The 21,713-nt window shown below is 69.3% G+C and carries 21 protein-coding genes and 1 pseudogene; 11 read left to right on the plus strand and 11 right to left on the minus strand.

Annotation, left to right across the window (positions count from 1 at the left end):
* The first annotated feature begins 8 nt into the window (after positions 1-8).
* Positions 9-1,334: an FAD-binding oxidoreductase gene (locus tag OG884_RS23705; protein ID WP_326636274.1), complete on the plus strand. Its 1,326-nt coding sequence runs from the start codon at positions 9-11 to the stop codon at positions 1,332-1,334.
* A 93-nt stretch (positions 1,335-1,427) separates the two neighbouring features.
* Positions 1,428-2,174: an SDR family NAD(P)-dependent oxidoreductase gene (locus OG884_RS23710; RefSeq protein WP_326636276.1), complete on the plus strand. Its 747-nt coding sequence runs from the start codon at positions 1,428-1,430 to the stop codon at positions 2,172-2,174.
* A 301-nt stretch (positions 2,175-2,475) separates the two neighbouring features.
* On the opposite strand, the gene OG884_RS23715 is transcribed toward OG884_RS23710, so the two are convergent.
* The gene (locus OG884_RS23715) at positions 2,476-2,862 is read right to left on the minus strand and encodes a VOC family protein (RefSeq protein ID WP_326636278.1); all 387 of its coding nucleotides are present in this window, start codon (positions 2,860-2,862) and stop codon (positions 2,476-2,478) included.
* A gap of 128 nt (positions 2,863-2,990) precedes the next feature.
* Between OG884_RS23715 and OG884_RS23720 the strand changes: the two genes are divergently transcribed.
* Positions 2,991-3,257, plus strand: a complete 267-nt coding sequence (locus OG884_RS23720; protein WP_326636280.1) for a DUF397 domain-containing protein — start codon at positions 2,991-2,993, stop codon at positions 3,255-3,257.
* 151 nt (positions 3,258-3,408) lie between these two features.
* Here OG884_RS23720 and OG884_RS23725 read toward each other — a convergent pair whose 3' ends face one another.
* Positions 3,409-4,617 carry a cysteine desulfurase-like protein gene (locus tag OG884_RS23725; RefSeq protein ID WP_326636282.1) on the minus strand — a complete coding sequence of 403 codons (1,209 nt, stop codon included), beginning with the start codon at positions 4,615-4,617 and terminating at the stop codon, positions 3,409-3,411.
* Positions 4,618-4,830: 213 nt separating this feature from the next.
* Here OG884_RS23725 and OG884_RS23730 point away from each other — a divergent pair, with 213 nt between their 5' ends.
* The 3 genes and pseudogenes from OG884_RS23730 (at position 4,831) to OG884_RS23740 (ending at position 7,414) form a co-directional block, all read left to right on the plus strand.
* A complete protein-coding gene (locus OG884_RS23730; protein ID WP_326636284.1) occupies positions 4,831-5,124 on the plus strand; it encodes a winged helix-turn-helix transcriptional regulator in 294 nt (97 codons plus the stop codon).
* A 28-nt stretch (positions 5,125-5,152) separates the two neighbouring features.
* Positions 5,153-5,971 (plus strand): phosphotransferase family protein, encoded by an 819-nt coding sequence (locus OG884_RS23735; protein ID WP_326636286.1) that lies wholly within the window; start codon positions 5,153-5,155, stop codon positions 5,969-5,971.
* An 811-nt stretch (positions 5,972-6,782) separates the two neighbouring features.
* Positions 6,783-7,414 (plus strand): annotated as a pseudogene (locus tag OG884_RS23740) (mycothiol-dependent nitroreductase Rv2466c family protein).
* A gap of 155 nt (positions 7,415-7,569) precedes the next feature.
* Here OG884_RS23740 and OG884_RS23745 read toward each other — a convergent pair.
* Entirely contained in the window at positions 7,570-8,130 is a 561-nt protein-coding gene (locus OG884_RS23745; protein ID WP_326636288.1) for an NUDIX hydrolase, read from the minus strand.
* A gap of 256 nt (positions 8,131-8,386) precedes the next feature.
* Here OG884_RS23745 and OG884_RS23750 point away from each other — a divergent pair, with 256 nt between their 5' ends.
* Complete coding sequence (locus tag OG884_RS23750; protein ID WP_326636290.1) at positions 8,387-8,866, plus strand: NUDIX domain-containing protein; 480 nt, start codon at positions 8,387-8,389, stop codon at positions 8,864-8,866.
* 26 nt (positions 8,867-8,892) lie between these two features.
* Positions 8,893-9,414 (plus strand): cytidylyltransferase domain-containing protein, encoded by a 522-nt coding sequence (locus OG884_RS37590; RefSeq protein WP_442811511.1) that lies wholly within the window; start codon positions 8,893-8,895, stop codon positions 9,412-9,414.
* Here OG884_RS37590 and OG884_RS23760 read toward each other — a convergent pair.
* The 3 genes from OG884_RS23760 to OG884_RS23770 form a co-directional block, all read right to left on the minus strand.
* Positions 9,336-9,557: a type II toxin-antitoxin system HicB family antitoxin gene (locus OG884_RS23760; protein WP_326636293.1), complete on the minus strand. Its 222-nt coding sequence runs from the start codon at positions 9,555-9,557 to the stop codon at positions 9,336-9,338. The genes OG884_RS37590 and OG884_RS23760 overlap by 79 nt on opposite strands.
* Positions 9,558-9,644: 87 nt before the next feature.
* Positions 9,645-10,289 (minus strand): LysE family translocator, encoded by a 645-nt coding sequence (locus OG884_RS23765; protein ID WP_326636295.1) that lies wholly within the window; start codon positions 10,287-10,289, stop codon positions 9,645-9,647.
* Between the two features lie 125 nt (positions 10,290-10,414).
* Positions 10,415-11,281 carry a LysR family transcriptional regulator gene (locus OG884_RS23770; RefSeq protein ID WP_326636297.1) on the minus strand — a complete coding sequence of 289 codons (867 nt, stop codon included), beginning with the start codon at positions 11,279-11,281 and terminating at the stop codon, positions 10,415-10,417.
* Positions 11,282-11,356: 75 nt separating this feature from the next.
* Between OG884_RS23770 and OG884_RS23775 the strand changes: the two genes are divergently transcribed.
* Complete coding sequence (locus OG884_RS23775; RefSeq protein WP_326636300.1) at positions 11,357-11,881, plus strand: cysteine dioxygenase family protein; 525 nt, start codon at positions 11,357-11,359, stop codon at positions 11,879-11,881.
* A gap of 70 nt (positions 11,882-11,951) precedes the next feature.
* Here OG884_RS23775 and OG884_RS23780 read toward each other — a convergent pair whose 3' ends face one another.
* The 5 genes from OG884_RS23780 to OG884_RS23800 form a co-directional block, all read right to left on the minus strand.
* Positions 11,952-12,698: a PspA/IM30 family protein gene (locus OG884_RS23780; protein ID WP_326636301.1), complete on the minus strand. Its 747-nt coding sequence runs from the start codon at positions 12,696-12,698 to the stop codon at positions 11,952-11,954.
* A gap of 10 nt (positions 12,699-12,708) precedes the next feature.
* A complete protein-coding gene (locus OG884_RS23785; RefSeq protein ID WP_326636303.1) occupies positions 12,709-13,440 on the minus strand; it encodes a hypothetical protein in 732 nt (243 codons plus the stop codon).
* Positions 13,440-15,266, minus strand: coding sequence for a substrate-binding and VWA domain-containing protein (locus tag OG884_RS23790; protein WP_326636304.1), 1,827 nt, complete (start codon positions 15,264-15,266; stop codon positions 13,440-13,442). The genes OG884_RS23785 and OG884_RS23790 overlap by 1 nt, the downstream gene beginning before the upstream one ends.
* Before the next feature lie 80 nt (positions 15,267-15,346).
* Positions 15,347-17,140 carry a substrate-binding and VWA domain-containing protein gene (locus OG884_RS23795; RefSeq protein WP_326636305.1) on the minus strand — a complete coding sequence of 598 codons (1,794 nt, stop codon included), beginning with the start codon at positions 17,138-17,140 and terminating at the stop codon, positions 15,347-15,349.
* A gap of 315 nt (positions 17,141-17,455) precedes the next feature.
* Entirely contained in the window at positions 17,456-18,802 is a 1,347-nt protein-coding gene (locus OG884_RS23800; protein ID WP_326636307.1) for a M20/M25/M40 family metallo-hydrolase, read from the minus strand.
* A 293-nt stretch (positions 18,803-19,095) separates the two neighbouring features.
* Between OG884_RS23800 and OG884_RS23805 the strand changes: the two genes are divergently transcribed.
* Both OG884_RS23805 and ald read left to right on the plus strand, forming a co-directional pair.
* Entirely contained in the window at positions 19,096-20,490 is a 1,395-nt protein-coding gene (locus OG884_RS23805) for an aspartate aminotransferase family protein (protein WP_326636309.1), read from the plus strand.
* 73 nt (positions 20,491-20,563) lie between these two features.
* Positions 20,564-21,679, plus strand: coding sequence for an alanine dehydrogenase (ald, locus tag OG884_RS23810; RefSeq protein ID WP_326636311.1), 1,116 nt, complete (start codon positions 20,564-20,566; stop codon positions 21,677-21,679).
* The last annotated feature ends 34 nt before the right edge of the window (positions 21,680-21,713 follow it).

Genomic DNA, 21,713 nt, shown 5'->3' on the forward strand with positions numbered 1-21,713 from the left:
GAGATTCGATGACCTTCCTGACCGGCTGGGGCCGTACCGCGCCGACCCCCGCGCGCCTGGCCAGGCCCCGCTCCGCCGAGGAGGTCGCCGAGCTGGTGCGGCGGGCGCCGGGCCGGGGCGTCGCGGTCCGGGGACTCGGCCGCTCCTACGGCGACGCCGCGCAGAACTCCGGCGGTCTGGTCCTCGACTGCACCGCGCTGACCTCGTGGTCCCTGGACGAGACAACCGGCCTGGTCGTCGCCGCCGCCGGGCTGAGCCTGCACGACCTGATGGGCGCCCTGGTGCCCCTGGGCTGGTTCGTCCCGGTCACCCCGGGCACCAGGCACGTGACGGTCGGCGGGGCCGTGGCGGCGGACGTGCACGGCAAGAACCACCACGCCGACTCCTCCTTCGGCGCCCACCTGCGCTCCCTGACCCTCGTCACGGCCGACGGCGCCGGCCGTACGCTGACCCCGGGCGACGACCTGTTCTGGGCCACGGTCGGCGGGATGGGGCTCACCGGTGTGATCACCGAGGCGGTGTTCCAGTGCCTGCCGATCGAGACCTCCCGGGTGCGGGTGGACGTCGAGCGCACCCGGGACCTGGACCACACGCTGGAGACGATGGCGGCCACCGATCACCGCTACCGCTACACGGTCGCCTGGATCGACCTGCTCGCCTCCGGCGGCCGGATGGGCCGCAGCGTGCTCACCAGGGGAGACCACGCGACCCGCGACGAGCTGCCGCGCGGTGCCGACCCGCTGGCGTTCGCTCCCGGTTTCGCGGTGAAGGCCCCCGGCTGGGCGCCGAACGGCCTGCTCAACCAGGTGACCGTACGGGCCTTCAACGAGGCCTGGTACCGGAGGTCGCGCCCCGGCACCGGTCTCATCCAGGGGCTCGCGCCCTTCTTCCACCCGCTGGACTCGGTGAACGGCTGGAACCGGGTCTACGGCTCGCGCGGTTTCGTCCAGTACCAGTTCCTGGTGCCCTTCGGCGAGGAGGCGACGCTGCGCCGGATCGTCTCGCGGCTGTCGGCCGACGGGGTGGTCTCCTTTCTCACCGTGCTCAAGCGGTTCGGTCCGGGCACGCCGGGGATGCTGTCCTTCCCGGTCCCCGGCTGGACGCTCGCCCTGGACATCCCCGCCGGCCGGCGGGGGCTGGCCGGGCTGCTGCGCGAGTTCGACGGCTGGGTGGCCGGGGCGGGCGGGCGGATCTACCTGGCCAAGGACTCGCGGATGTCGGCCGAGACGATGGCCGCGATGTATCCCCGGCTGGCAGAGTGGCGGGAGGTCCGCGACGAGGTGGATCCGGCCGGGGTGTTCTGCTCGGACCTGGCCAGGAGACTCTCCCTTTGAGCCGCGTTCGTGTGACGTGCCGTGCGACTCGGCCCCCGTGGTGGGCGAGCGGACACGTTCCGGTTCCGGGACGCCGATGAGGAGGTCGGTTCGATGAAGAACGCGCTGGGCGCGGTGGACACCGTGCTGCTGCTGGGCGGGCGCAGCGAGATCGGGCTGGCGATCGTCGAGCGGCTGGTCCGTGACGGTGCCCGCCGGGTCGTGCTCGCCGCCCGTGCCGCCACCGCCGGGCCGCCCCCGGTGATCGGGGCCGCCGAGGTGCACCTGCTGGACTTCGACGCCTCCCGCCCCGAGACGCACGGTGAGGTGATCGAGGCCGCCGCGAAGCTGGTCGGCGACCTGGACGTGGTCATCCCCGCCTTCGGCGTGCTGGGCCGCCAGGACGTCTATGACGCCGACCCGGTGGCCGCCGCCGAGGCGGTCGCGGTCAACTACGGCGGGCACGTGTCCGCCGGGCTCTTCGCCGCGCGGCGGCTGCGCGAGCAGGGCCACGGCACGCTGGTGGTGCTCTCCTCGGTGGCCGGGGTGCGGGTGCGCCGGGCCAACTTCGTGTACGGCTCGGCCAAGGCGGGCCTGGACGGGTTCGCGCAGGGGCTGGGTGACGCCCTGCACGGATCGGGTGCCCGGGTGATGGTGGTCCGGCCTGGTTTCGTGATCGGCAGGATGACCGAGGGCATGTCTCCCGCACCGATGTCGTCCACTCCGGGCCGGGTCGCCGACGCGGTGATCGCCGGGTTGCGCGTCGACGCCGAGGTCGTCTGGGTCCCCGGCAGGCTGCGGGTGTTCTTCGCGGTGATGCGCGTGCTGCCGCGCGCGATCTGGCGCCGGATGCCTCGGTGAAACAGGTTCTTGTTGTAGTTGCTCGACAATACCAACTAAATGTTCTGTACTAGAACGCGTTGCAATTTGCCGGGAGCGGGTCGTACCGTGGGCGCATGCGGACACGTGTCACGGACATGCTCGGGATCGAACTCCCGATATTCGCTTTCAGCCACCGCCGGGACTCAGCCACTGCCGGGACATCGTCGTCGCGCAGGGCACCGAGGCGGGCGGGCACACCGGGGAGATCTCCACGATGGTGCTCATCCCACCTGATCTCCGACGCGCTCCGCCGGATCGGTAGAGGTCGGTGCTCCCCGCGTCATCCGCCGCTGCCGTAGGGGCGGGTGATGATCTCCAGGTTGTGGTGGTTCGGGTCCTCGAAGTAGAGGCCGCGGCCGCCGTCGTGGTGGTTGATCTGCCCGACCTGCCGGTGGAAGGGGTCGGCGTAGTAGGTGATGCCGGCCTGCTGGATCCGTCCGAAGATGACGTCGAACTCCTTCTCGGAGACCAGGAAGGCGTAGTGCTGGGTGGCGATCCGGTCCTCGTGGCTGTCGGCGAAGTCCAGGGTGACGCCGTTGCCGGTCGCCACCGGGATGAAGGGGCCGTAGGGGGCCCCGACCTCAAGGCCCAGGACGCCTGCCAGGAACTCGGCGGACGCCTTCTTGTCGCGGGCCGCCACGATGGTGTGGTTCAACTCAACTGACATGCTGGAATCCTTCCCCGAAGCGGACGAGACGGTCGGCCTCTGAGGCTCCTACCCGGCAGCTGGCGTGGCGAGTCGCGTCCATGGCTCGTCCCTCACTGCCGGGCCGAACCTTCCTGCGGCTTGGGGGCGTGATCGGGGCATCAGAGGACCTCTCCGGCGTCACCTGGCGTAAGAGCAGCCGTACCGGCAACGGCGGCGCCGACTGCGTGGAAGTGGCGATCGTTCCGGCTGATGTAGCGCTGGCCCCGCACAAGACCGATGCCGACGAGTTATATCTGGTGCGCGACTCCAAGAACCCGGACGGCCCGAAGCCGGCCTTCAACGAGCGTGAGTGGCCGGCCTTCATCGGCGGGGTGAAGGACGGTGAGTTCGATCCCACCGTGCTGCGCGACTGACCGGGATTCGGCTGTGGCGGACCGGCTCCACCATCCCGGCTGAGCGGTCGAATTGGCGAAATACCAGCAGATCAGTCTTGGGTTTCGTATCTTCGCGAATTGCGGCTGAGGACCGACCGTCGGTGATCGGGGCGGGCTTCACGCGGCGGGGCTAGGCTCGCCGGGTCAGCTCGTGGACGCCCTTCAGTAGCCGGTCCACGTCGGACTCGTTGGTGTAGGGCGCGATTCCGGCGCGGAGCGCGCCGGTGTCGCCGAGGCCCAGGCGGCGGGAGCACTCCAGCGCGTAGAAGTGGCCGGCGGGCGCGTTGACGCCGCGTTCGGCCAGGGACAGGTAGGCGTCGGCGGGTCTGACGCGGCCGATGGAGAACAGTGTCGTGGGGGTCCGCCTGCGTGAGGCCGCGCCGTACGAGGTCACTCCGCCGATCTCGGCCAGACCCGCGTCGAGCCGCCCGAGCATGGCCTCCTCGTGCCGTTCCAGCGCGGCCATCGAGCGGGTCAGGCGTTCGCGCCGGGTGCCTTCGCCCGGTACGAGACCGGCGAGGAAGTCGACCGTCGCCGTCGTACCGGCGAGCAGCTCGTAGGGGAGGGTGCCCAGCTCGAAGCGTTCCGGTACCGCGTCGCTGGAGGGGAGCAGCTTGTCCGGGCGGAGGGTCTCCAGCAGCGCGGGGTCGGCGGCGAGCACGCCCAGGTGCGGGCCGAGGAACTTGTACGGTGAGCAGGCGTAGAAGTCGGCGCCGAGCCCTCCGAGGTCGACCGGGCCATGCGGGGTCAGGTGCACGCCGTCGACGTAGAGCAGCGCTCCGGCCGCGTGCGTCCGCTCGGCGATCGCCGGGATGTCCGGGCGGGTGCCCAGCAGGTTCGACGCGGCGGTGACGGCCACCAGCCGGGTGCGCTCGGTGAGCAGGCCGGCGATCGTGGTGACGTCCAGCTCACCGCGCTCCGGATCGAAGTCGGCCCAGCGGACGGTGACCCCGTGTGCCTCGGCGGTCTGCACCCAGGGCCGGATGTTCGCGTCATGGTCCAGTCTGGTGACCACGACCTCGTCACCGGGACGCCACCCCTTGGCGAGCGTGCGGGCCATGTCGTAGGTGAGCTGCGTCATGCTCCGGCCGAACACGATGCCGGTCGGCGTGCCGCCGAGCAGGTCGGCCATCGCCCGGCGTGCCTCGACCACGATGCGGTCGGCCCGGCGCTCGGCGACGGTTCCGGCACCGCGGTTGGCGACGGCGGCCCGCAGGGTGCCGGCCACGGCGTCCGCCACCTGCTCGGGAACCTGTGAGCCACCCGGCCCGTCGAAGTGCGCCGCGCCCTCGTCGAGGGCGGGGAAACGCGCCCGTACGGCTGCCACGTCGTATGCCATCAGACCTCCCTGATCGCTGTCGACCACCGGCGCTCTGTCCGGCGGCCCGACAGAAAACGGCCCGGTCGTGCGGTCGTAGCCTATCCAGGCTGGTGTTCCGCGGGTTTCCTGGGTAACCCATGTGGGATCTACGGGCGAGGTCCGTCCTTCCCTTGCGCCGTTCTCGCGCACCGGCGGCTTCACCTGACCGACGCCGCGAGCTGAATCGCTGTCGTGCGGCGGGAGCGCTACAGCGACCACCCCGTACGCTTCGAGTGCCACCTCACGCCCGCGGGCGTCGAACTGTGCGACGTCCTGATCACGCTCATGAGGTGGGGCGACCGCCACCTGCATCCCGACGACCCTCCGGTCCGCTGGCAGCACTCCTGCGGCGAGACCCTCGACGCGATGGTCATCTGCCGCCACTGCGGCGGCGAGGCCCGCGTCGGCGCCCACTCGCCGACCGGGCGCGGCGTGAGAGCCGGGAACACCCCGCGCACCCAGACCCCTGACCGCGCTGGGCTGTAGCCGCTACTTCCGGTGACATGCTTCCTTCTTGGACCCCAATTTCAGTACCCACCACCTCGAGCTCGGCGACGAGGTCGTGATCAAGCGGTACGCATCGTGGGACCGAGGAGAGCCGCACCGGGAGTGGACCGCGCTGACGCTCCTGGCCGAATACGCACCTGGTCTCGCGCCCGCACCTATCGAAGCCGCGCTCGACGCCGATCCGCCTGTGATCACGATGAGCAGACTGCCCGGCCGAGTTCTGCGCGGCACGCTCGCCACCGGCGAGCAGCTCGCCGCGCTCGCCACCGCCCTGAACCTGTTGCACCAGATCCCGGCCCAGGTAGTGGAAGCCGTCGAGCCTGCTCCCTGGGGACCTGTCGTAGCCGTGGACAAGGTCCGCACCTTGGCAGACAAACAACCCGATCTCGGCGAAGATCTCCTCGTACGGCGGGCATTCCAAGCGGGCGCCGCCTGGCTGGCCTCCGCCACCCCTGACAAGCTCACCACGAACCCTCTGCCGCCCGTTCTCGGGTTGGCGGACGGGAATCACGCGAACGTCCTGTGGGATGATCACGAGCGTCGCGTGTGGCTTATCGACTGGGAAGACTCCGGCCGCAGTGATCGCGCCTTCGAACTTGGCGAGGTAACCGAGCACATCTCGCGCGTCGACGGCACCCTGAACGCCGAGCGGTTGCTGGCCCACATCGACCTGGCGCCGGGAGAAGCCGAGCGTGTACGGGACTTTCGCCTCCTGATCGCGCTGGGTTGGTTCCTCCAGCTCGGCCCCGATGGCCCGGCGACACCTCACAACCCCGTCGGCACCTTGGAGCGCCAAGCCGAGAGGGTTCTGCATCTGCTCGGCTGAGGCCCTTAGCTCTCAGCCGACGAGGCTCGGCAGGTCAGGACCGCCTACCACGAGGTCGACGCCTTCCGCGTGGCCATTCAGGCTCTCGCTGAAGACGATCTGTCATGTCCGTCTGCTTATGCTGCGCGGTGTACTAACCCCGGCAGACGCTCGCCATCATCACGCGTAAAGAAGAACTACGGCGGCTGGCACTCAGGCATGCTCTGCTCGATGGGGCGGGCGTGGGCCGGCAACGCCACGGAACCCGCGAGGACGGTGGATACATGGGTGGCTTGACAGAAGACCCCGCCTTCCTGGCGACGACGTTCGTGGTCATCGACTTCGAGGCGACGACCCCCCGGGCTACCCGGCCCAGCCCATCGAGGTCGCCGCTCTCGCACTCCGCTACGAGGAAGGCGTGTGGACGGTGGTCGGCAGGAGCGCATCTCTCATCCGGCCGCCCGCGTTCGCCCCGGTGACGCCAGCCGTTACGGCCCAAACCGGCTTGACCCCCGAGCAGGTCAGGCAGGCCCCTAGTGCGACGTTCCTCATGGGAAGTGCAGATCCCCGCCGGCTCGGGACGCCGAGGGCTGGAAAGGCCGCTTTGGCAGCCTAGAATTCTCGACCGCGCGTTCGTGACCTCCATTGAGGAACGAAGCATTAGCGCCGCGGACGAGGACGCTCAGCTCAGCGATCTCGCGGCTCTGGTGAAAATCGCGGGGCGCACAGCCAAGTGCAACATGCCCGCCCAAGACGGATTGTTCAACATCTAACCTTCCGGCGGGAGAGGGCATATGCAAAACCGGTCTGAGATAGGACGGTGCTCATTCTGATGATCAAGGAACAGCCGGACCGCGACGAGGTCCCGTTCTGGTTCGATCCGCTGTGCCCCTGGGCGTGGATCACCTCGCGCTGGCTCCTGGAGGTCGAGCAGGTTCGGCCGGTGCGCGCCGATTGGCGGATCATGTCGCTGGCCCACCTGAACCTCGTCCAGCGCGAGGGCAAGGGACTCAGCGAGGACTACCTGGACCTGATGACGAAGGCATGGGGTCCGGTGCGGGTCTGCGCGGCAGCCGCTGAGCACGGTGGCCGCGGCGTCCTCGGACCGCTGTACACCGCCATCGGCACCCGGCTTCACAACCAAAGACGTCGCGACGATCCCATCGTTATCACCGAAGCTCTCGCGGAGGCGGGCCTGCCCGATTCGCTGGCCGCAGCCGCCATAAGCACGGAGTTCGATCAGCTCATCAGGGACTCGCACAACGAGGCGTTCAACAAGGTCGGCCTCGATGTCGGGACGCCCGTTCTCCGCATCGGCGGCACGGCCCTGTTCGGCCCCGTGATCACGCTGGCCCCCGCGGTGAAGCTGCCGGACGACTCTGGGATGGTCTGGTCATGGTCGCCGGGACGGACGGCTTCTTTGAGCTCAAGCGGAGCCGGGACCGCAAACCATCCTTTCAGTGAGTGGACACCGCAGCTCGGCCGACGTCGGCTGAGGCTGCGACCGTCGAGGCTCCCGCGTTCGGTTCGACAAGGAGAGGGACAACGACCGCGGAGTCTCGACCGGTACGCACCGTGATCCGGTGCAGCTGCCGACCGGAAGCGTTCGACGGGTCCGGTCAACCGATCCGGGCCGGTGCGCTGACCGCTCGCGCAATGCGGTGCCCGACAAGGCGCTCGGCCACGGCGAGCGGATACCAGGCGGCACCCGTCACCTCGGACTCCTGGATGCGCCCCACGTCCGCATGCGCTGTCACGAAGGAGTACCCGATGTCGAGATGGTAGTGATCCGGCTCGTTCTTCTCCGGTCGTGCCGGAACCCTGCCGTACTCGACGTAGACGGGGGTCTGCGACGCCGGGAAGACCTTGCCGGGGTCAAGACCGGTCTCCTCCGCCAACTCGCGCACTGCCGCGTCGATCAGTGTGGTGTCGGTCGGTTCGAGGTGACCTCCGGGCTGCAACGTGATCTCGTACGCGCGGTGCTCGACAAGCAGGATCTCGGCGTCACCGCGGACCAGCAGCGCACCGACAGTCACGTGCATCGGAAAATTCCGCCGCGAGGCGAAGTCCCCTCCCTGACACAGCAGTTGCACCGGCCCAGCCAGCAGCGCGGCCTCGTCCGGGTAGCGCTCGAGGTAGGCGGAAAGTGCGCTCGAGATGTCCGAGTCACTGATCGCCACGGGGCACCCCCACACCAGCCGGAGAGCAAAGCCCTCCGTGACCGGCTGTTCGGATGTGAGCGACGAGCACTGACACAGTCAGCTCCTTAGAAAGCACGCGGCCTACGAGGAGGTTCGCACCGTACAGGTTGGGCCCCACCGGTGCGCGCATGCCACGCCGAGCAGGCACACATCAGGTACCCACACTCCGTCCAAGGCGTGATCTCTCTGTGCCAAGCTCAAGCGGGACACGAGCGAGCGTGTAGCCCTCAGCCCGTTGATCGACGGTCTGGCCAGGCCGGATCCCCTCGTCAGTCGCAGCACCTTCACCGGTCACGTGACCTGCAGCGCCGTACTGATCGACCTGAGTGGACAGGTCCTGCACATTCACCACAACACCCTGGGCCTACTTCTCCTGCCAGGCGGTCACCTGGAAGACGCCGATGCCGACCTCCAGGCCGCGGCGCTCCGTGAACTCACCGAAGAGACCGGCATTCTCGCAGACATGGCCAACCGGGACCCTGTCATGGATGGGGTACAGCTGGACATCAACATCCACACCACCCCTGCCAATCCGGCCAAGGCCGAACCCGAGCAGCCGCACTTCGACTTCCGCTTCGCGTTCCGGGTCACCGGCCGACAGGGCCTCCACATCACCCTGCAGTCCGAGGAGGTCGGCGGTTATCGCTGGTTGAAGCCCATCGACTGCTCCTCACCCAGTGTCGCGGTGAAGCTCGCGACGTTCCTGTCCTCGTAGACCTTCTCTATCCAGGAGCCATCCCCATGCACTCGTCAGGAGGCGCCACCCCGCGCCATGTCGTCGTGATCCCCTGCCGGTACGGCTCGATCCGCTTCCCCGGAAAGCCTCTCGCGCTCCTGGGCGACAAGCCCCTGATGTGGCATGTCTACCAACGCTGCCAGAAGGCTGAGCGCATCGCGGAAACCTTCATCGCCACTGATGACGCGCGCATTCAGGAGGTATGCCGTCGGCTCGACATGGCCTGCCTGCTGACCCGAGACCACCTCGCCGGCACCGATCGAGTCGCCGAATGTCTCCGTTATCTGAAGGTGGACGGCTACCTCAACGTCCAGGGCAACGAGCCGTTCGTCTCTCCAGCGGCGATCGACGCGGTTTCCACCGCCCTGGCGCTGTCGGATCCGTCGGTCGCCGCCGTCAATCGCGCGCACGACTTGGGCGCCCGAGCACACGGGAAACTGGCGAGGGCTTACGCGGAGAGCTGGATCTCGAGCGGAGCGACAATGGGTTGTTCGAAGATCTCCGGAGCCGGCTCATCCTCAAAATAGAGCTCCAGCGCTTCCCGTAGATTGGCCAGCGCCTCGTCGACTGTGGGGCCTTGACTGGTCACTTCGACCTGCAGGCAGCGCGCGACATACCACCCCTCGTCATCGGGAGTGATGATCGCGGTGAACCTGGCAATCTCGCTCATGCCGTCAGCGTACGTCAGGGCGGTTGGGAAAGTCGCGTAAAGCCCAGGCCTGGGCGCTCCTGCGCGGGGAGGCTCCGAAATAAGGGCTCAGGCCTTTGCCGCGGCGCTCTCGCCGGTGAACGCGGCGACGGCGCCCAGGCCGAGGTAGACCAGGCCGCTGGTGACGTCGAGGCGGCGGCGGGCGCGGGCCGAGCGGCGCAGGCGACCGGCCATGGCCGAGGAGAGCAGGGCGTAGACACCGTCACTGGCCATGCCGAGGACGGTCCAGATCAGGCCGAGGAGCACGATCTGCGGGGCGATCGGGCCGGCGGCCGGATCGGTGAACTGGGGGAGGAAGGCGAGGAAGAAGATCGCTGTCTTCGGGTTGAGCACGTTGACCACGAAGCCCTCCCAGAAGATCCTGCTTCTCGTCGCGGCCGGCGGCTCGGCCACCCCGTCCGGGTCGGGGCGGGTCATCAGCTTGCGGACGCCCAGCCAGACCAGGTAGGCCGCGCCCAGATACTTGACCACCGCGAACGCGGTCGCCGAGGCGGCCAGCAGGGCGCTGATGCCCAGGGCGGCGGCGGCCACGTGGACCAGGGACCCGAGGTGGATCCCCAGCACCGACACCAGTCCGGCCCCCCGGCCCTGGGCGACGCTGCGGGTCACGATGTAGAGCACCGCGGGGCCCGGCACGAGCAGCAGGGCAAGGGTCGCCGCCGCAAAAAGGGCAAGCATCGTCAAATCTGGCATATAGGGATCCTAGGTGCGCCCGATGCTCGGTCGCCAACGGGTTTCCGCCGAGTGCCGACGCCGCGGAGCCAGGCCCCCGTCAGGTCGGTCGCCGTGGAGCCAGGCCCCCCGTCGGGTCGGTCGCCCTACGGGCGGGTCACCGAGGCCAGGGTGGCCAGCAGGGCGGTGGTGGCCGGGGGGTCGGGGGGCGCGCCGTAGGTGGCGGCGTAGACGCGGCGGGTCGAGCCGGGGAGCTCGATCACGGTGACCCCCGGGTTCCGGTGGGCCTGCAGGGCGAGCCCCGGCAGGGCGGTCACCCCGATCCCGGCGGCGACCAGGGCCTGGACGGCGACGGCGTCGTCGGTCGTGAAGGCGATCTCCGGCTCGAAACCCGCCCTGGCGCACAGCTCCAGCAGGTGGCTGCGGCACCGGTCGCAGCCCCCGATCCACTGGGAGTCGCGGTGCGAGGCCAGGTCGCCGGTCTGGTCGGAGGTGACCAGGTAGCTGGTGTCGTCCAGCAGGTGGAGCAGGCGGATGCCATCCTCCTCGGGGCCGGTGCCTTCGAAGCGGAAGATGACCGCCACGTCCACGTAGCCCGCCCGGAGCATGCGCAGCGCGTCGGGAGGCTCGGTCTCGGTCAGCCGCAGCTCCAGGCCGGGGTGCTCCCTGGCGAGGGCGGCGGCGGCCTGCGGCACGAACGTTCCCAGGGCCGAGGGGAAGGCGGCCAGCCTGACCCGTCCGGAGTGCAGGCCCACGTGCGCCGAGAGCTCGGCGGACGCGGAGTCGAGGCGGCCGATGATCTCGATGGCCCGCTCGGCCAGCAGGCGGCCCGCCTCGGTCAGCCGGATGCCCCGGCCGGCCCGCTGGATGAGCTTGGCCCCGGTCTCGGCTTCGAGCTTCGCGAGGTGGTGGCTCACCGAGGGCTGGGAGTAGTGCAGCTCCCTGGCCGCCGCGGTCACCGAGCCGTGCCTGGAGACCGCAGCGAGGACACGAAGCCGCACGATATCGAGCATGTATTAACTTTATCGATGAATGAACGGGAAGATGGGCATTAGACGTTATATATCTTCTCGGCGCATCCTTGAGGCATGAAGACGTTGACGCGCACCCGTCCGGGCCTGGCCGAGATCGTTGAGGGGGTCAGGGAACTCGTCGACCCGTCTGCCGACCCCCGGGCGACCGCCTTCGCGGTGGCGGACCTGTTGCGTGAACGGCTGCCGTCCTTCGAGATCCTCACCGAGGAAGAGCGTCTCGGCGACCCCGACGGCTACATCGGCCACACCCTCCACGCCGAGGAGGGCTTCTCGATCGTGGCCGTGGTCTGGCGGCCAGGCCAGAAGACCGTGATCCATGACCACATCGCCTGGTGCGTGTTCGGCGTGCTGCGGGGTGTCGAGTACGAGACCCTCTACCGCGACCATGGCGACCACCTGACCGAGATCGGCCGGACCGCCAACCAGATCGGGGAGGTCAGCGGTTTCGCCCCGCCCGGCGACATTCACCGTGTCCACAACACGGGGGACGAGACGGCCATCTCACTTCACATCTACGGGGCCGACCTCAGCGCCGCCCCCACCAGCGTGCGCCGGGTCTACGACCTGCCCGTCCGCTGAACCACGCCGTGGACGTCCTCCCCGGCCCGAAGGCCGTTGACGTCCTTCCCGGCCTGAAGGCGAGCGTCGCCTACTTCCCGATCTCGGGCTTTCGGTCGCTATTCAGACTCTCCCTGATGGCCTCCAGGCGGGCCGCGCCCTCGACGTCGATGGCGGCGCGCTCGACCTCGATCATGCGGGCCTCGACGGAGCCGGAGGTCAGCTCGGCCTCGCCGAGTGCGCGGGCGTAACGCTTCTCGATCTTGTCGCGGACCTGGTCCAGGGTGGGCGTCTCACCGGCGGGGGTGAGCCCGGACAGATCGCCCATGGCCTTGTTGAGCTCCTCCTGGACCTTGGCCTGGTCAAGCTGGGAGAGCAGCCGCATCCGCTCGGCGATCTTCTTCTGCAGGGCCATCGCGTTGTTCTCGACCGAGGCGCGCGCCTGGGCGGAGAACTGCTTGGCCCGCTCGTAGGTCAGCTGCGACTCCTGCTGCGCGGCCTCGGCCGCCACCAGGCGGGAGGCGAAGGCACGGGCCGAGTCCTCGTACGACAGGGCCTTGCGCTCGTCGCCCGCGGACCGCGCCTGTTCGGCCAGCAGGAGGGCCTGGCGGGCGTTGGCCTGCAGCTTCCCGGTCTCCTCCGTCGAGCGGGCGAGCTTCATCTCCATCTCGCGCTCGTTGCCGATGACCGCGGCGGCCTGCTGGCTCAGCCGCTGATGCTGCTCCTTGGCCTCCGCGATGGCCTGCTCGATCTGCACGCGGGGGTCGGCCAGCTCGTCCAGCCGTCCGGAGAGGGCGAAGACCAGGTAACGCCAGGCCCGACGGATGACCTTGAACATGGGGGGCTCCTTATCGATCCAGCGCGTCGCGCGTGATCTGCTCGGTTTCGTGGAGGCCCTGGCGGACTCCTTCGAGGGCGTCGGCGAGCTCGTCCAGCACCCGGGTCGGCTCCAACCGGCCGTTCGCCGACACCGCCGACAGCTCCACCACACGGGCGAGGAGCTCCTCGATGCTGATGGCGCTCGACTCCATCCGGGCGAGCACCTGCTCCCTGGCCGATGAGAGCCGGTCGACCACGGCCCGCTGGGAGGCCAGCGAGGCGAGGGCACGATCGAGGTCCGCGACCAGGTCCTGCCTGGCCTCCGCGCGGGCCCGCGTCAACCGGGCCTGCTCGTGCCCGAGCCTGTCGAGGTCGAACCTGGCCAGCGCGGTGCCGGTGAGCGAGGCCTGCTCGGCCAGCCGCTCCAGGGTGGCCGTCGAGTCGTCCACCTGGGGGCGCATCAGCGCGATCCGCTCGGCCAGCGGGCCCTGCCCCATCGAGGCGCTCAGCTCGGCGAAGCCGTAGGCGGCGGATCCCGCCCGTCTCAGCCAGTACTCCTCCTGGCTGCCGGGGGTGACGGCGGGCCGGTCGCGGCTCCCGCGCTCCGGTAACGCCGAGATCCCGGCCTTGGCCAGCCAGACGACGACGCCGACGAACCCGGCGGCGACCGGGTGCACGCTGACGGCCCACGCGGCGCCGCCGGCGGTCGCGGCCAGCAGCAGGCCCCAGGGGTCCTTGAGTTCGTCGACGAAGCGTGCCATCAGAAGTTGGATACCACTGCGGTGAACACCTGGTCGATACTTCCAGGTTTGCGAGAGTCATACGCGGCGGCGTCGGTCGCCTCGGAGATCTTGCGCAGCACGTCGAGGTCGGAGTCCTGGCCGTAGGCGATGGTGAACATCCGCACCGTCTCCTGACCGGGTTCGGTGCGCAGGTCGGGCAGCAGGTTCTCCAGGGAGAGGCTGTCGGGGTCCTCGTTCTTGCCGTCGGTCAGGAAGACCACCGCGTTGATCGCGTCACCGCTCCGCAGCTTCCGCACCTGCTCGTGGGCGGCGAGGGCGGTGTCGTAGAGACCGGTGCCGCCGTCGGGGGTCAGGCCCTCAAGCCTGGCGCGCAGCTTCTTGCGCTGGGCGTTGTCGACGGCGGAGAGCGAGGCCAGCTCCAGATGGTCCCGCTCTCCGTCACGCTTGGTGGAGAACATCCACAGCCCGACCTTGTCGTGCGAGGCGAATTGGGGAAGCGCGTTGATCGCGGCCTGCTTGGCCAGGTCGAGCTTGCTCTTGCCGGTGCCGGACACGGTGGCGCCCATCGAACCGGAGACGTCGATGACCATGAGGACGTTCGCGGGCTTGCGCAGGTCGGCCCAGCTGGCGAGCACCTTGTCCAGCACGTTCGGCGCGGGCGGGCTGAGGGTCGCCTTCGGCTCGGCGGGCAGCAGCCCGTTCGCCTGGGTGATCAGCTTGCCCGCCTTGCCGTCGTAGGAGCGGAAGGCGAACTCGGCGAACCGCGCCTGCTGCTCGGGAGCCCGCAGGTGCGCCAGGAAGTCGGCCGCCACCGCACGCTTGGTGTCGTCGACCCACGGGGCGGTCAGCACCGCGTACGGGTTGTCGGAGTAGAGCGTGCCCTCCTTGGGATAGATCGCCACCAGCGGCACCTTGGGTTTGGCGTGCTTGCCCAGCGTCGCGGGGGCGCCGGTCGGGTTGCCCTGGTTGTAGTCCCAGACCGACTTCTCCTCCACCGCCACCGCGGAGATGTAGCTCAGGCCCGCGCCCGCGTCGTCGGCCCGCTGGAGGTTGGACAGGAACGTCAGCGTCGTGTCGCCGTAGTGCACGATCGAACGCTCCACGTCCCGTACGAAGTCCCTGGTCTTGGCGTCGGCCACGTTCTTCTCCGACAGGTCGCCGGACAGGCCGGTCGCCGCGAAGTAGGCGCCGATGGTGGCGTTCAGGCCGCTGGTGGAGAAGTTGGGGTTGGTCTTGCCCAGCTTGAACCGACCCCACTCGGGGTGGCCGTACTTCGCCCACGACCCGGCCGACACGGCGAGCAGGTCCGACCAGCCGAGCTTCTTGTCCGGCCAGCCGAGCGCCTGGGCCATCGGCATGGGCATCGCCACGACCAGGGGTGTCTTGGCGATCGACGGGTTCTCGGCGGCGACCAGGGAGCCGGAGTCCTTTTCCGAGACGCGTTGCTGGAGCAGGCTGACCCAGCCGCTGCCGGCGGGCGACCACACGTCGGGGCGGGGGCCGTCCTGCCGCTCGTCCCAGCCCCTGGCCAGGGCCTGCAGTGCGCCGCCGCTCGCCTTGGTCTCGATGACGACATCGGCGCAGCGCCCTTCCACGGTCTTGCCGCTGTAGCCGGAGGCGATCTCCCTGAGCAACTCGGCCTTCTCCGACGAGGCGGCGACGGTCAGGGTGACGCCGTCGTCACACGCCTTGGACTGCTCGCCGGCCTCGCGCGACGCGCCCGAGCCTCCGGGCCCGTTCGCGCCGACAAAGATCCGCAGGGCGACGATCAGAGCTCCGGCGAGAATGATCGCGACGATGAACGGGGCGAAGTTCCTACGCCGCTTCTGCGGTTGCTGGTACAACCCTGCCTCCCGGGGGATGTCTGTACTTATCCGACGAATGAACCGCCTTCGGAGTTCTCCCCGGTCAAAAGTCCTCGCGATCAGAAGTTGGAGATCACGCTGGTGAAGACCTGGTCGATGGTGTCGGCCCGCGACGAGTCGTAGGCGGCACCGTCGGTGGCCTCGGCGATCTGCTTGAGCACCCCCTGGTCCGCGCCCTCGCCGTACCCGATGGTGAACAGCCGCACGTCCGGGGTGAGCCTGCCGAGCAGGTTGTCCAGATCGCTGCCGCCGTTCTTCTCGTTCTTGCCGTCGGTGAGGAAGACCACCGCGTTGATGGCCCCCTCGTCCTTGGCCCCGCGCATCCGCTCGACGGCCGCCAGCGTGGTGTCGTACAGCCCGGTTCCGCCCCCGGCGGCCAGCCCGTTCAACTGGTCGCGGAGAGAGTCACCGATCTTCGACACCCGGTCGATCGGGACCAGCTCCAGATAGTCCTTCTCGCCGTCCTGCGCGGTGGAGAAGGCCCAGAGACCGACCTTGTCGTCCCCCCGGAACTGGGGCAGCGCGTTGATCGCCGCCTTCTTGGCCAGTTCCAGGCGGGTCTCGCCGGTGCCCGCCGCCTCCTCCTCCATCGAGCCCGACTTGTCCACCACGATCAGTACGTTGGCCCGCTTGCGCAGCTCAGACCAGCTCCGCAGGACCCTGTCCAGGACGGCGGGGGTGGGCGGGCTCAGCGTAGTGATCTTGGCGTCGGGGATGACGCCGTTCTGCTCCGTGGCCTGCGGGCCCGGCTTTCCCTCGAAGGAGCGGTAGCCGTACGACTGGAACCTCGCCTGAGCCTCGGGGCTGTGCAGGTAGGTCAGAAAGTCGTCGGCGACCGCTTTCTTGGCCGCGTCCATCCAGGTCAGCGGCACGTAGGGGTGGTCGGAGTAGAGCGTGCCCTCCTTGGGGTTGACCGCTACCAGCGGGGTGCGCGGCGGGGCGTGCCGTCCCAGGGTCGCCGGGTTGCCCGAGGGGTTGCCCCGGTTGTAGTCGGTGACCGAGTTCTCCTCGACGGTGATCGCGGAGATGTAGGCCATCGACTCGCCTCGGTCGTCCGCGCGCAGCAGGTTCCCCAGGAACGTCATGGAGATGTCGCCGTAGTGCACGATCGACTGCTCCACGCCCTGGACGAAGTTCCTGGTCTTGGCGTCGGCCACGTCACGGGCCGTCAGGTCCGAGGTGGTGCCGGTGGCGGCGAAGTAGGCGCCGATGGTGGCGTTCAGGCCGCTGGTGGAGAAGTTGGGGTTGGTCTTGCCCAGCTTGAACCGGCCCCACTCGGGGTGGCCGTACTTCGCCCACCCTCGCGGGTCGGCCGCCAGCCCGGCCAGCTCCGACCAGCCGATCGCCTTGCCGGGCCAGCCCAGTGCCTGGGCCATCGGCTTGGGCATCGCGAAGACCAGGGGCGCGGTGACGATCGGGCTCGGTTTGCCGTCGGCGACCGGTACGGTGCCGTCGGTGCTGGAGGCCTGCTGGCGCAGCAGCGTCACCCACGCCGACGCGGCGGGGGACCAGACGTCCGGCCGCCTGCCGTCGGTCTTCTCGTCCCACCCCTTGGCCAGCGCCCGCATCGCGGTGCCGGAGTTGGCCTCGTCGATGACCACGTCGGCGCAGCGCCCGGCCACGGTACGGCCGCTGTACTCCTTCGCGACCTCGCGCAGGATCCAGATCTTGTCCTGCGAGGACGCCACCCTGATCTGCGTCGACTCGCCGGAACAGGCGCCGGGCTCGTTCGGCTCGTCCCCCGGGCCGCCGCTGAAGTACCAGCGCAGTCCGGCGATCAGGGCGATGGCGAGTACCACGGCGAGCAGATACGGCAGGACACGCCGGCGGGGTCTTGCGGGGGGATAGACCACTGGATGATCGTACGACCTTCAGCACTTTTTCGCCGGGCCGTGGAACTTCGGGAAAGCCCGAAAAGACGGGACTTTTTCGCCGGGCCGTGGAACTTCGGGAAAGCCCGAAAAGACGGGACTTTTTCGCCGGGCCGTGGAACTTCGGGAAAGCCCGAAAAGACGGGACTTTTTCGCCGGGCCGTGGAACTTCGGGAAAGCCCGAAAAGACGGGACTCAGCCGGACAGCCGGCCGTGCCGTACGCCTCCCGTGTCGTATCGGTCCTGTATCGCATCCGGCACGACACGCCTGGCGCGTCGTGCCGGATACCCGGGCGATCAGGCCGTCGCGGAGCCGTACTCCTGGAGGAAGAGCGCCTCGGCGGTGGCGGTGCGACGGAGTTCCTCGATGTTCACCCGCTCGTTGGGGGCGTGGATCGCCGCGTCGTCGTCCTCGGCGCCGAAGAGCAGGATCGCGGCGGCGGGGAACTGCCTGGCGAAGGTGGAGACGAGCGGGATCGAGCCGCCGGCGCCGACGTCGCGCGGCGGGCGGCCGAAGGCGCGTTCCATGGCCCGGTTCAGCGCGGAGCGGGCCGCGCCGCCGGTGTCGGCGAGGTAGCCGGAGCCCATGGTGTAGTCGCCGACGTCCACCTGGACGCCCCAGGGTGCGACCTGCCGCAGGAAGTCGACGACCGCCTCGACCGTCGTCTTCGGGTCGCCGGCCGGGGGAACCCGCACGGTCACCCGGGCCCTGGCGACAGCCTGGACCGCGTTGACGGCGCCGGAGAGCGGCGGCACGTCCAGGCCGGTGACCGTGATCGCGTACGAGGCCCACAGGCGGTCCGCCAGCGAGCCCGAGCCGATGGTGGAGACGCCGTCGAGCACACCCGCGGTGGACCGGAAGTCCTCCTCCGACGGGCCGGAGCCGAGGAATCTGCCGCGCGGCAGGCCGGGAACGCGGATGTCGCCGTGGTCGTCGTGCAGGGCGGCGAGCATCCGGATCAGCGCCGCTAGGGCATCCGGGGCGGCGCCGCCGAACGAGCCGCTGTGCAGCGACTCCTTGAGGGTGCGCACCTCGACGGTGAAGGCGCCCATGCCGCGCAGCGAGGTCGTCACCGACGGGTCGCCCACCCGGGGGTTACCGGTGTCGGCGACCACGATCGCGTCGGCGCGGAACAGTTCGGGGTTGTGCTCGACGAAGGACTCCAGGCGCTCGCCGGCGTACTCCTCCTGGCCCTCGATGATGACCTTGACGCCGACCGGGAAGCGGCCCTGGAAGGCGCGGAGCGCCGCGACGTGAGAGATGACGCCCGACTTGTCATCGGCCGCGCCGCGGCCGTGGATCGCGCCGTTGATCTCCGTCGGCTCGAAGGGCGGGGTGCGCCAGAGTGCGAGGTCACCCGTGGGCTGCACGTCGTAGTGGGCGTACAGGAGAACGGTCGGCGCGCCCGGCGGGGCAGGGGCCTCGGCGTAGACGGCGGGGAAGCTCCCCGCGACGGGGATCTGCTGAACGCGGGGCAGGCCGGTGCTCCGCAGCAGCTCCTCGGTCACCGCGGCGGCCGCGTGCACGGGCTCCTCCGGGTGGCCGGGGAAGGCCACGGAGGGGATGGCGACGAGCCTCTTGAGGTCCGCGATCGCCTGGGGCAGACCGGCGGTGACGGCGTTCTCGATCTCGTCAGGAGTCACGACTTTCCCTCGCATCTGAATATCTGGTCCGTCCTATTGGATCACAGCCGCCGGTGCGGAGGCGCTCGCACGTGGCGTCGGCATACCAGGGTTCCGCCAAGTGGAACAGGGGGTTGGGTAAGATTCCGGGCGCCACTGTCGGGCGCCGTCACCCTATGACGGATTTCGTCGTTGTTGCATGCATGTTTTGCGGATTTCGGCGAACTAAACACTTCAATGCCATGTTTTCGCTTGGCAAGAGAGGTTCTGGCAGGCAGACTGGTGGGAGCTCAGCTAAACGAGGGAAGATCGTGATGAAGCACCCTGAAAACACCGACGTGACCTCGCTCATGAAGGCCGCGCAGGACAACCTGTGGATGCACTTCACCCGGCACAGCTCGTACGAGGGCGCCGAGGTTCCGATGATCGTGAGGGGCGAGGGCTCCCACATCTACGACGTGCACGGCAAGCGCTACCTCGACGGCCTCGCCGGGCTCTTCGTGGTCCAGGCGGGACACGGCCGCAGCGAGCTGGCCGAGGCCGCCGCCAAGCAGGCCCAGGAGCTGGCGTTCTTCCCGCTCTGGTCGTACGCGCACCCCAAGGCGGTCGAGCTGGCCCAGCGTCTCGCCGCCGAGACCCCCGGCGATCTCAACCGGGTCTTCTTCACCACCGGCGGCGGCGAGGCCGTCGAGAGCGCGTGGAAGCTCGCCAAGCAGTATTTCAAGCTGACCGGCAAGCCGCTCAAGCACAAGGTCATCAGCCGCCAGATCGCCTACCACGGCACCCCGCAGGGCGCCCTGTCGATCACCGGCATCCCCGCCTTCAAGCAGATGTTCGAGCCGCTGGTCCCGGGCTCGGTCCGAGTGCCCAACACCAACCACTACCGTGCCGACGAGATCACCGGCGTGCCCGGCATGACACCGGAGCAGTACGGCTACTGGGCCGCCGAGCGCGTCGCCCGCGCCATCGAGATGGAGGGCCCCGACACGGTGGCCGCCGTCTTCGTCGAGCCGGTGCAGAACGCCGGAGGCTGCTTCCCGCCGCCGCCCGGATACTTCCAGCGCCTCCGTGAGATCTGCGACGAGTACGATGTCCTGCTCGTCTCGGACGAGGTCATCTGCGCCTTCGGCCGCCTCGGTACCATGTTCGGCGGGCAGAAGTTCGACTACGTCCCCGACATCATCACCTGCGCCAAGGGCATGACCAGCGGCTACTCGCCGATCGGCGCCATGATCGCCTCCGATCGCCTCTTCGAGCCGTTCAAGAACGGCACCGAGATGTTCGCCCACGGCTACACCTTCGGCGGTCACCCGGTCTCCTCGGCCGTCGCGCTGGCCAACCTCGACCTGTTCGAGCGGGAGGACCTGCTCGGCCACGTCACCCGCAACGAGCCGGTCTTCCGCTCCACCCTGGAGAGCCTCCTCGACCTGCCGATCGTCGGCGACGTGCGCGGCTCCGGTTACTTCTGGGGCGTCGAGCTCGTCAAGGACAAGGCCACCAAGGAGACCTTCAACGCCGACGAGTCGGAACGTCTCATCAGGGGCTTCCTCTCCGGAGCCCTGTACGAGGCGGGCCTGTACTGCCGCGCCGACGACCGCGGCGACCCGGTCATCCAGCTCGCCCCGCCGCTCATCTGCGGCCCCAAGGAGTTCGACGAGATCGGGTCCATCCTCCGTTCGGTGCTGAAGGAGGCGTGGAGCCGGCTCTGAGCATGAGCGGCCGCGCACGGCTCGCCGGAGGCCCGCCGTGACATCCCCCATCGAGAAGTCGAAAGGAACCTCCATGAAAATCGGCGTGCCTGCCGAGGTCAAGAACCATGAGTACCGTGTCGCCGCGACCCCGGCAGGTGTGTACGAACTTGCCCGGCACGGCCACGACGTCTACGTCCAGCGCGGCGCGGGCATCGGCTCGCACCTCGGTGACGAGGACTATCTCTCCGCCGGAGCCAAGATCCTTGACTCCGCCGACGAGGTGTGGGGCCAGGCGGAGATGATCCTCAAGGTGAAGGAGCCCATCGCGGAGGAGTACCACCGCATGCGCCCCGGCCAGGTGCTCTTCACCTACCTGCACCTCGCGGCCGGCCGCGAGTGCGCCGAGGCCCTGCTGGAGCGGCAGGTCACCGCCATCGCGTACGAGACGGTCCAGGTCGGCAACACCCTGCCGCTGCTCGCCCCGATGTCCGAGGTCGCGGGCCGCCTGGCCCCGCAGGTCGGCGCCTACAACCTGATGCGCTTCAACGGCGGGCGCGGCGTGCTGCCCGGCGGCGTGCCGGGCGTGGCCCCCGCCAAGGTCGTCGTCATCGGCGCCGGCGTGGCCGGGCTCAACGCCGCGCAGATCGCGGTCGGCATGGGCGCGGACGTCACGGTCCTCGACCTCAACGTCGATCGCCTGCGCTTCATCGACGCCATCTACCAGGGCCGGCTCAAGACCCTCGTCTCGACCTCGTACGCGATCGAGAAGGAGGTCGTGACGGCCGACCTGGTCATCGGGGCCGTACTGATCCCCGGCGCCAAGGCCCCGACCCTCGTCTCCAACGAGCTGGTCTCCTCCATGAGGCCGGGCTCCGTGCTCGTCGACATCGCCATCGACCAGGGCGGCTGCTTCGAGGACTCCCGGCCGACCACGCACGCCGAGCCGACCTACCGGGTCCACGACTCGATCTTCTATTGCGTGGCCAACATGCCGGGTTCGGTCGCCAACACCTCCACCTACGCGCTGACCAACGCCACGCTGCCCTACGCGGTCAAGCTGGCCGGCCTCGGCTGGGAGAACGCGCTCAAGCAGGATGCCTCCCTCGCGCTGGGCCTCAACACCCACGCGGGACGGCTCACCAACGAGCAGGTCGCCATCGCCCTCGACCTGCCCTACGTGCCGATCTCCGAGGTCATCGCCGCCTGAACCGGTCCTGTGCGGCCCGCGTCCCATCCCGTTG

The organism is Streptosporangium sp. NBC_01755 (genome assembly GCF_035917995.1).
Classification (GTDB): domain Bacteria; phylum Actinomycetota; class Actinomycetes; order Streptosporangiales; family Streptosporangiaceae; genus Streptosporangium.

What these genes read in the sequence shown, in the direction of transcription:
- OG884_RS23705 (WP_326636274.1), top strand. Translation starts at nt 9, where the DNA reads ATGACCTTCCTGACCGGCTGGGGCCGTACCGCGCCGACCCCCGCGCGC.
- OG884_RS23710 (WP_326636276.1), top strand. Translation starts at nt 1,428, where the DNA reads ATGAAGAACGCGCTGGGCGCGGTGGACACCGTGCTGCTGCTGGGCGGG.
- OG884_RS23715 (WP_326636278.1), bottom strand. Translation starts at nt 2,862, where the DNA reads ATGTCAGTTGAGTTGAACCACACCATCGTGGCGGCCCGCGACAAGAAG.
- OG884_RS23725 (WP_326636282.1), bottom strand. Translation starts at nt 4,617, where the DNA reads ATGGCATACGACGTGGCAGCCGTACGGGCGCGTTTCCCCGCCCTCGAC.
- OG884_RS37590 (WP_442811511.1), top strand. Translation starts at nt 8,893, where the DNA reads ATGCACTCGTCAGGAGGCGCCACCCCGCGCCATGTCGTCGTGATCCCC.
- OG884_RS23760 (WP_326636293.1), bottom strand. Translation starts at nt 9,557, where the DNA reads ATGAGCGAGATTGCCAGGTTCACCGCGATCATCACTCCCGATGACGAG.
- OG884_RS23765 (WP_326636295.1), bottom strand. Translation starts at nt 10,289, where the DNA reads ATGCCAGATTTGACGATGCTTGCCCTTTTTGCGGCGGCGACCCTTGCC.
- OG884_RS23770 (WP_326636297.1), bottom strand. Translation starts at nt 11,281, where the DNA reads ATGCTCGATATCGTGCGGCTTCGTGTCCTCGCTGCGGTCTCCAGGCAC.
- OG884_RS23775 (WP_326636300.1), top strand. Translation starts at nt 11,357, where the DNA reads ATGAAGACGTTGACGCGCACCCGTCCGGGCCTGGCCGAGATCGTTGAG.
- OG884_RS23780 (WP_326636301.1), bottom strand. Translation starts at nt 12,698, where the DNA reads ATGTTCAAGGTCATCCGTCGGGCCTGGCGTTACCTGGTCTTCGCCCTC.
- OG884_RS23785 (WP_326636303.1), bottom strand. Translation starts at nt 13,440, where the DNA reads ATGGCACGCTTCGTCGACGAACTCAAGGACCCCTGGGGCCTGCTGCTG.
- OG884_RS23805 (WP_326636309.1), top strand. Translation starts at nt 19,096, where the DNA reads ATGAAGCACCCTGAAAACACCGACGTGACCTCGCTCATGAAGGCCGCG.
- ald (WP_326636311.1), top strand. Translation starts at nt 20,564, where the DNA reads ATGAAAATCGGCGTGCCTGCCGAGGTCAAGAACCATGAGTACCGTGTC.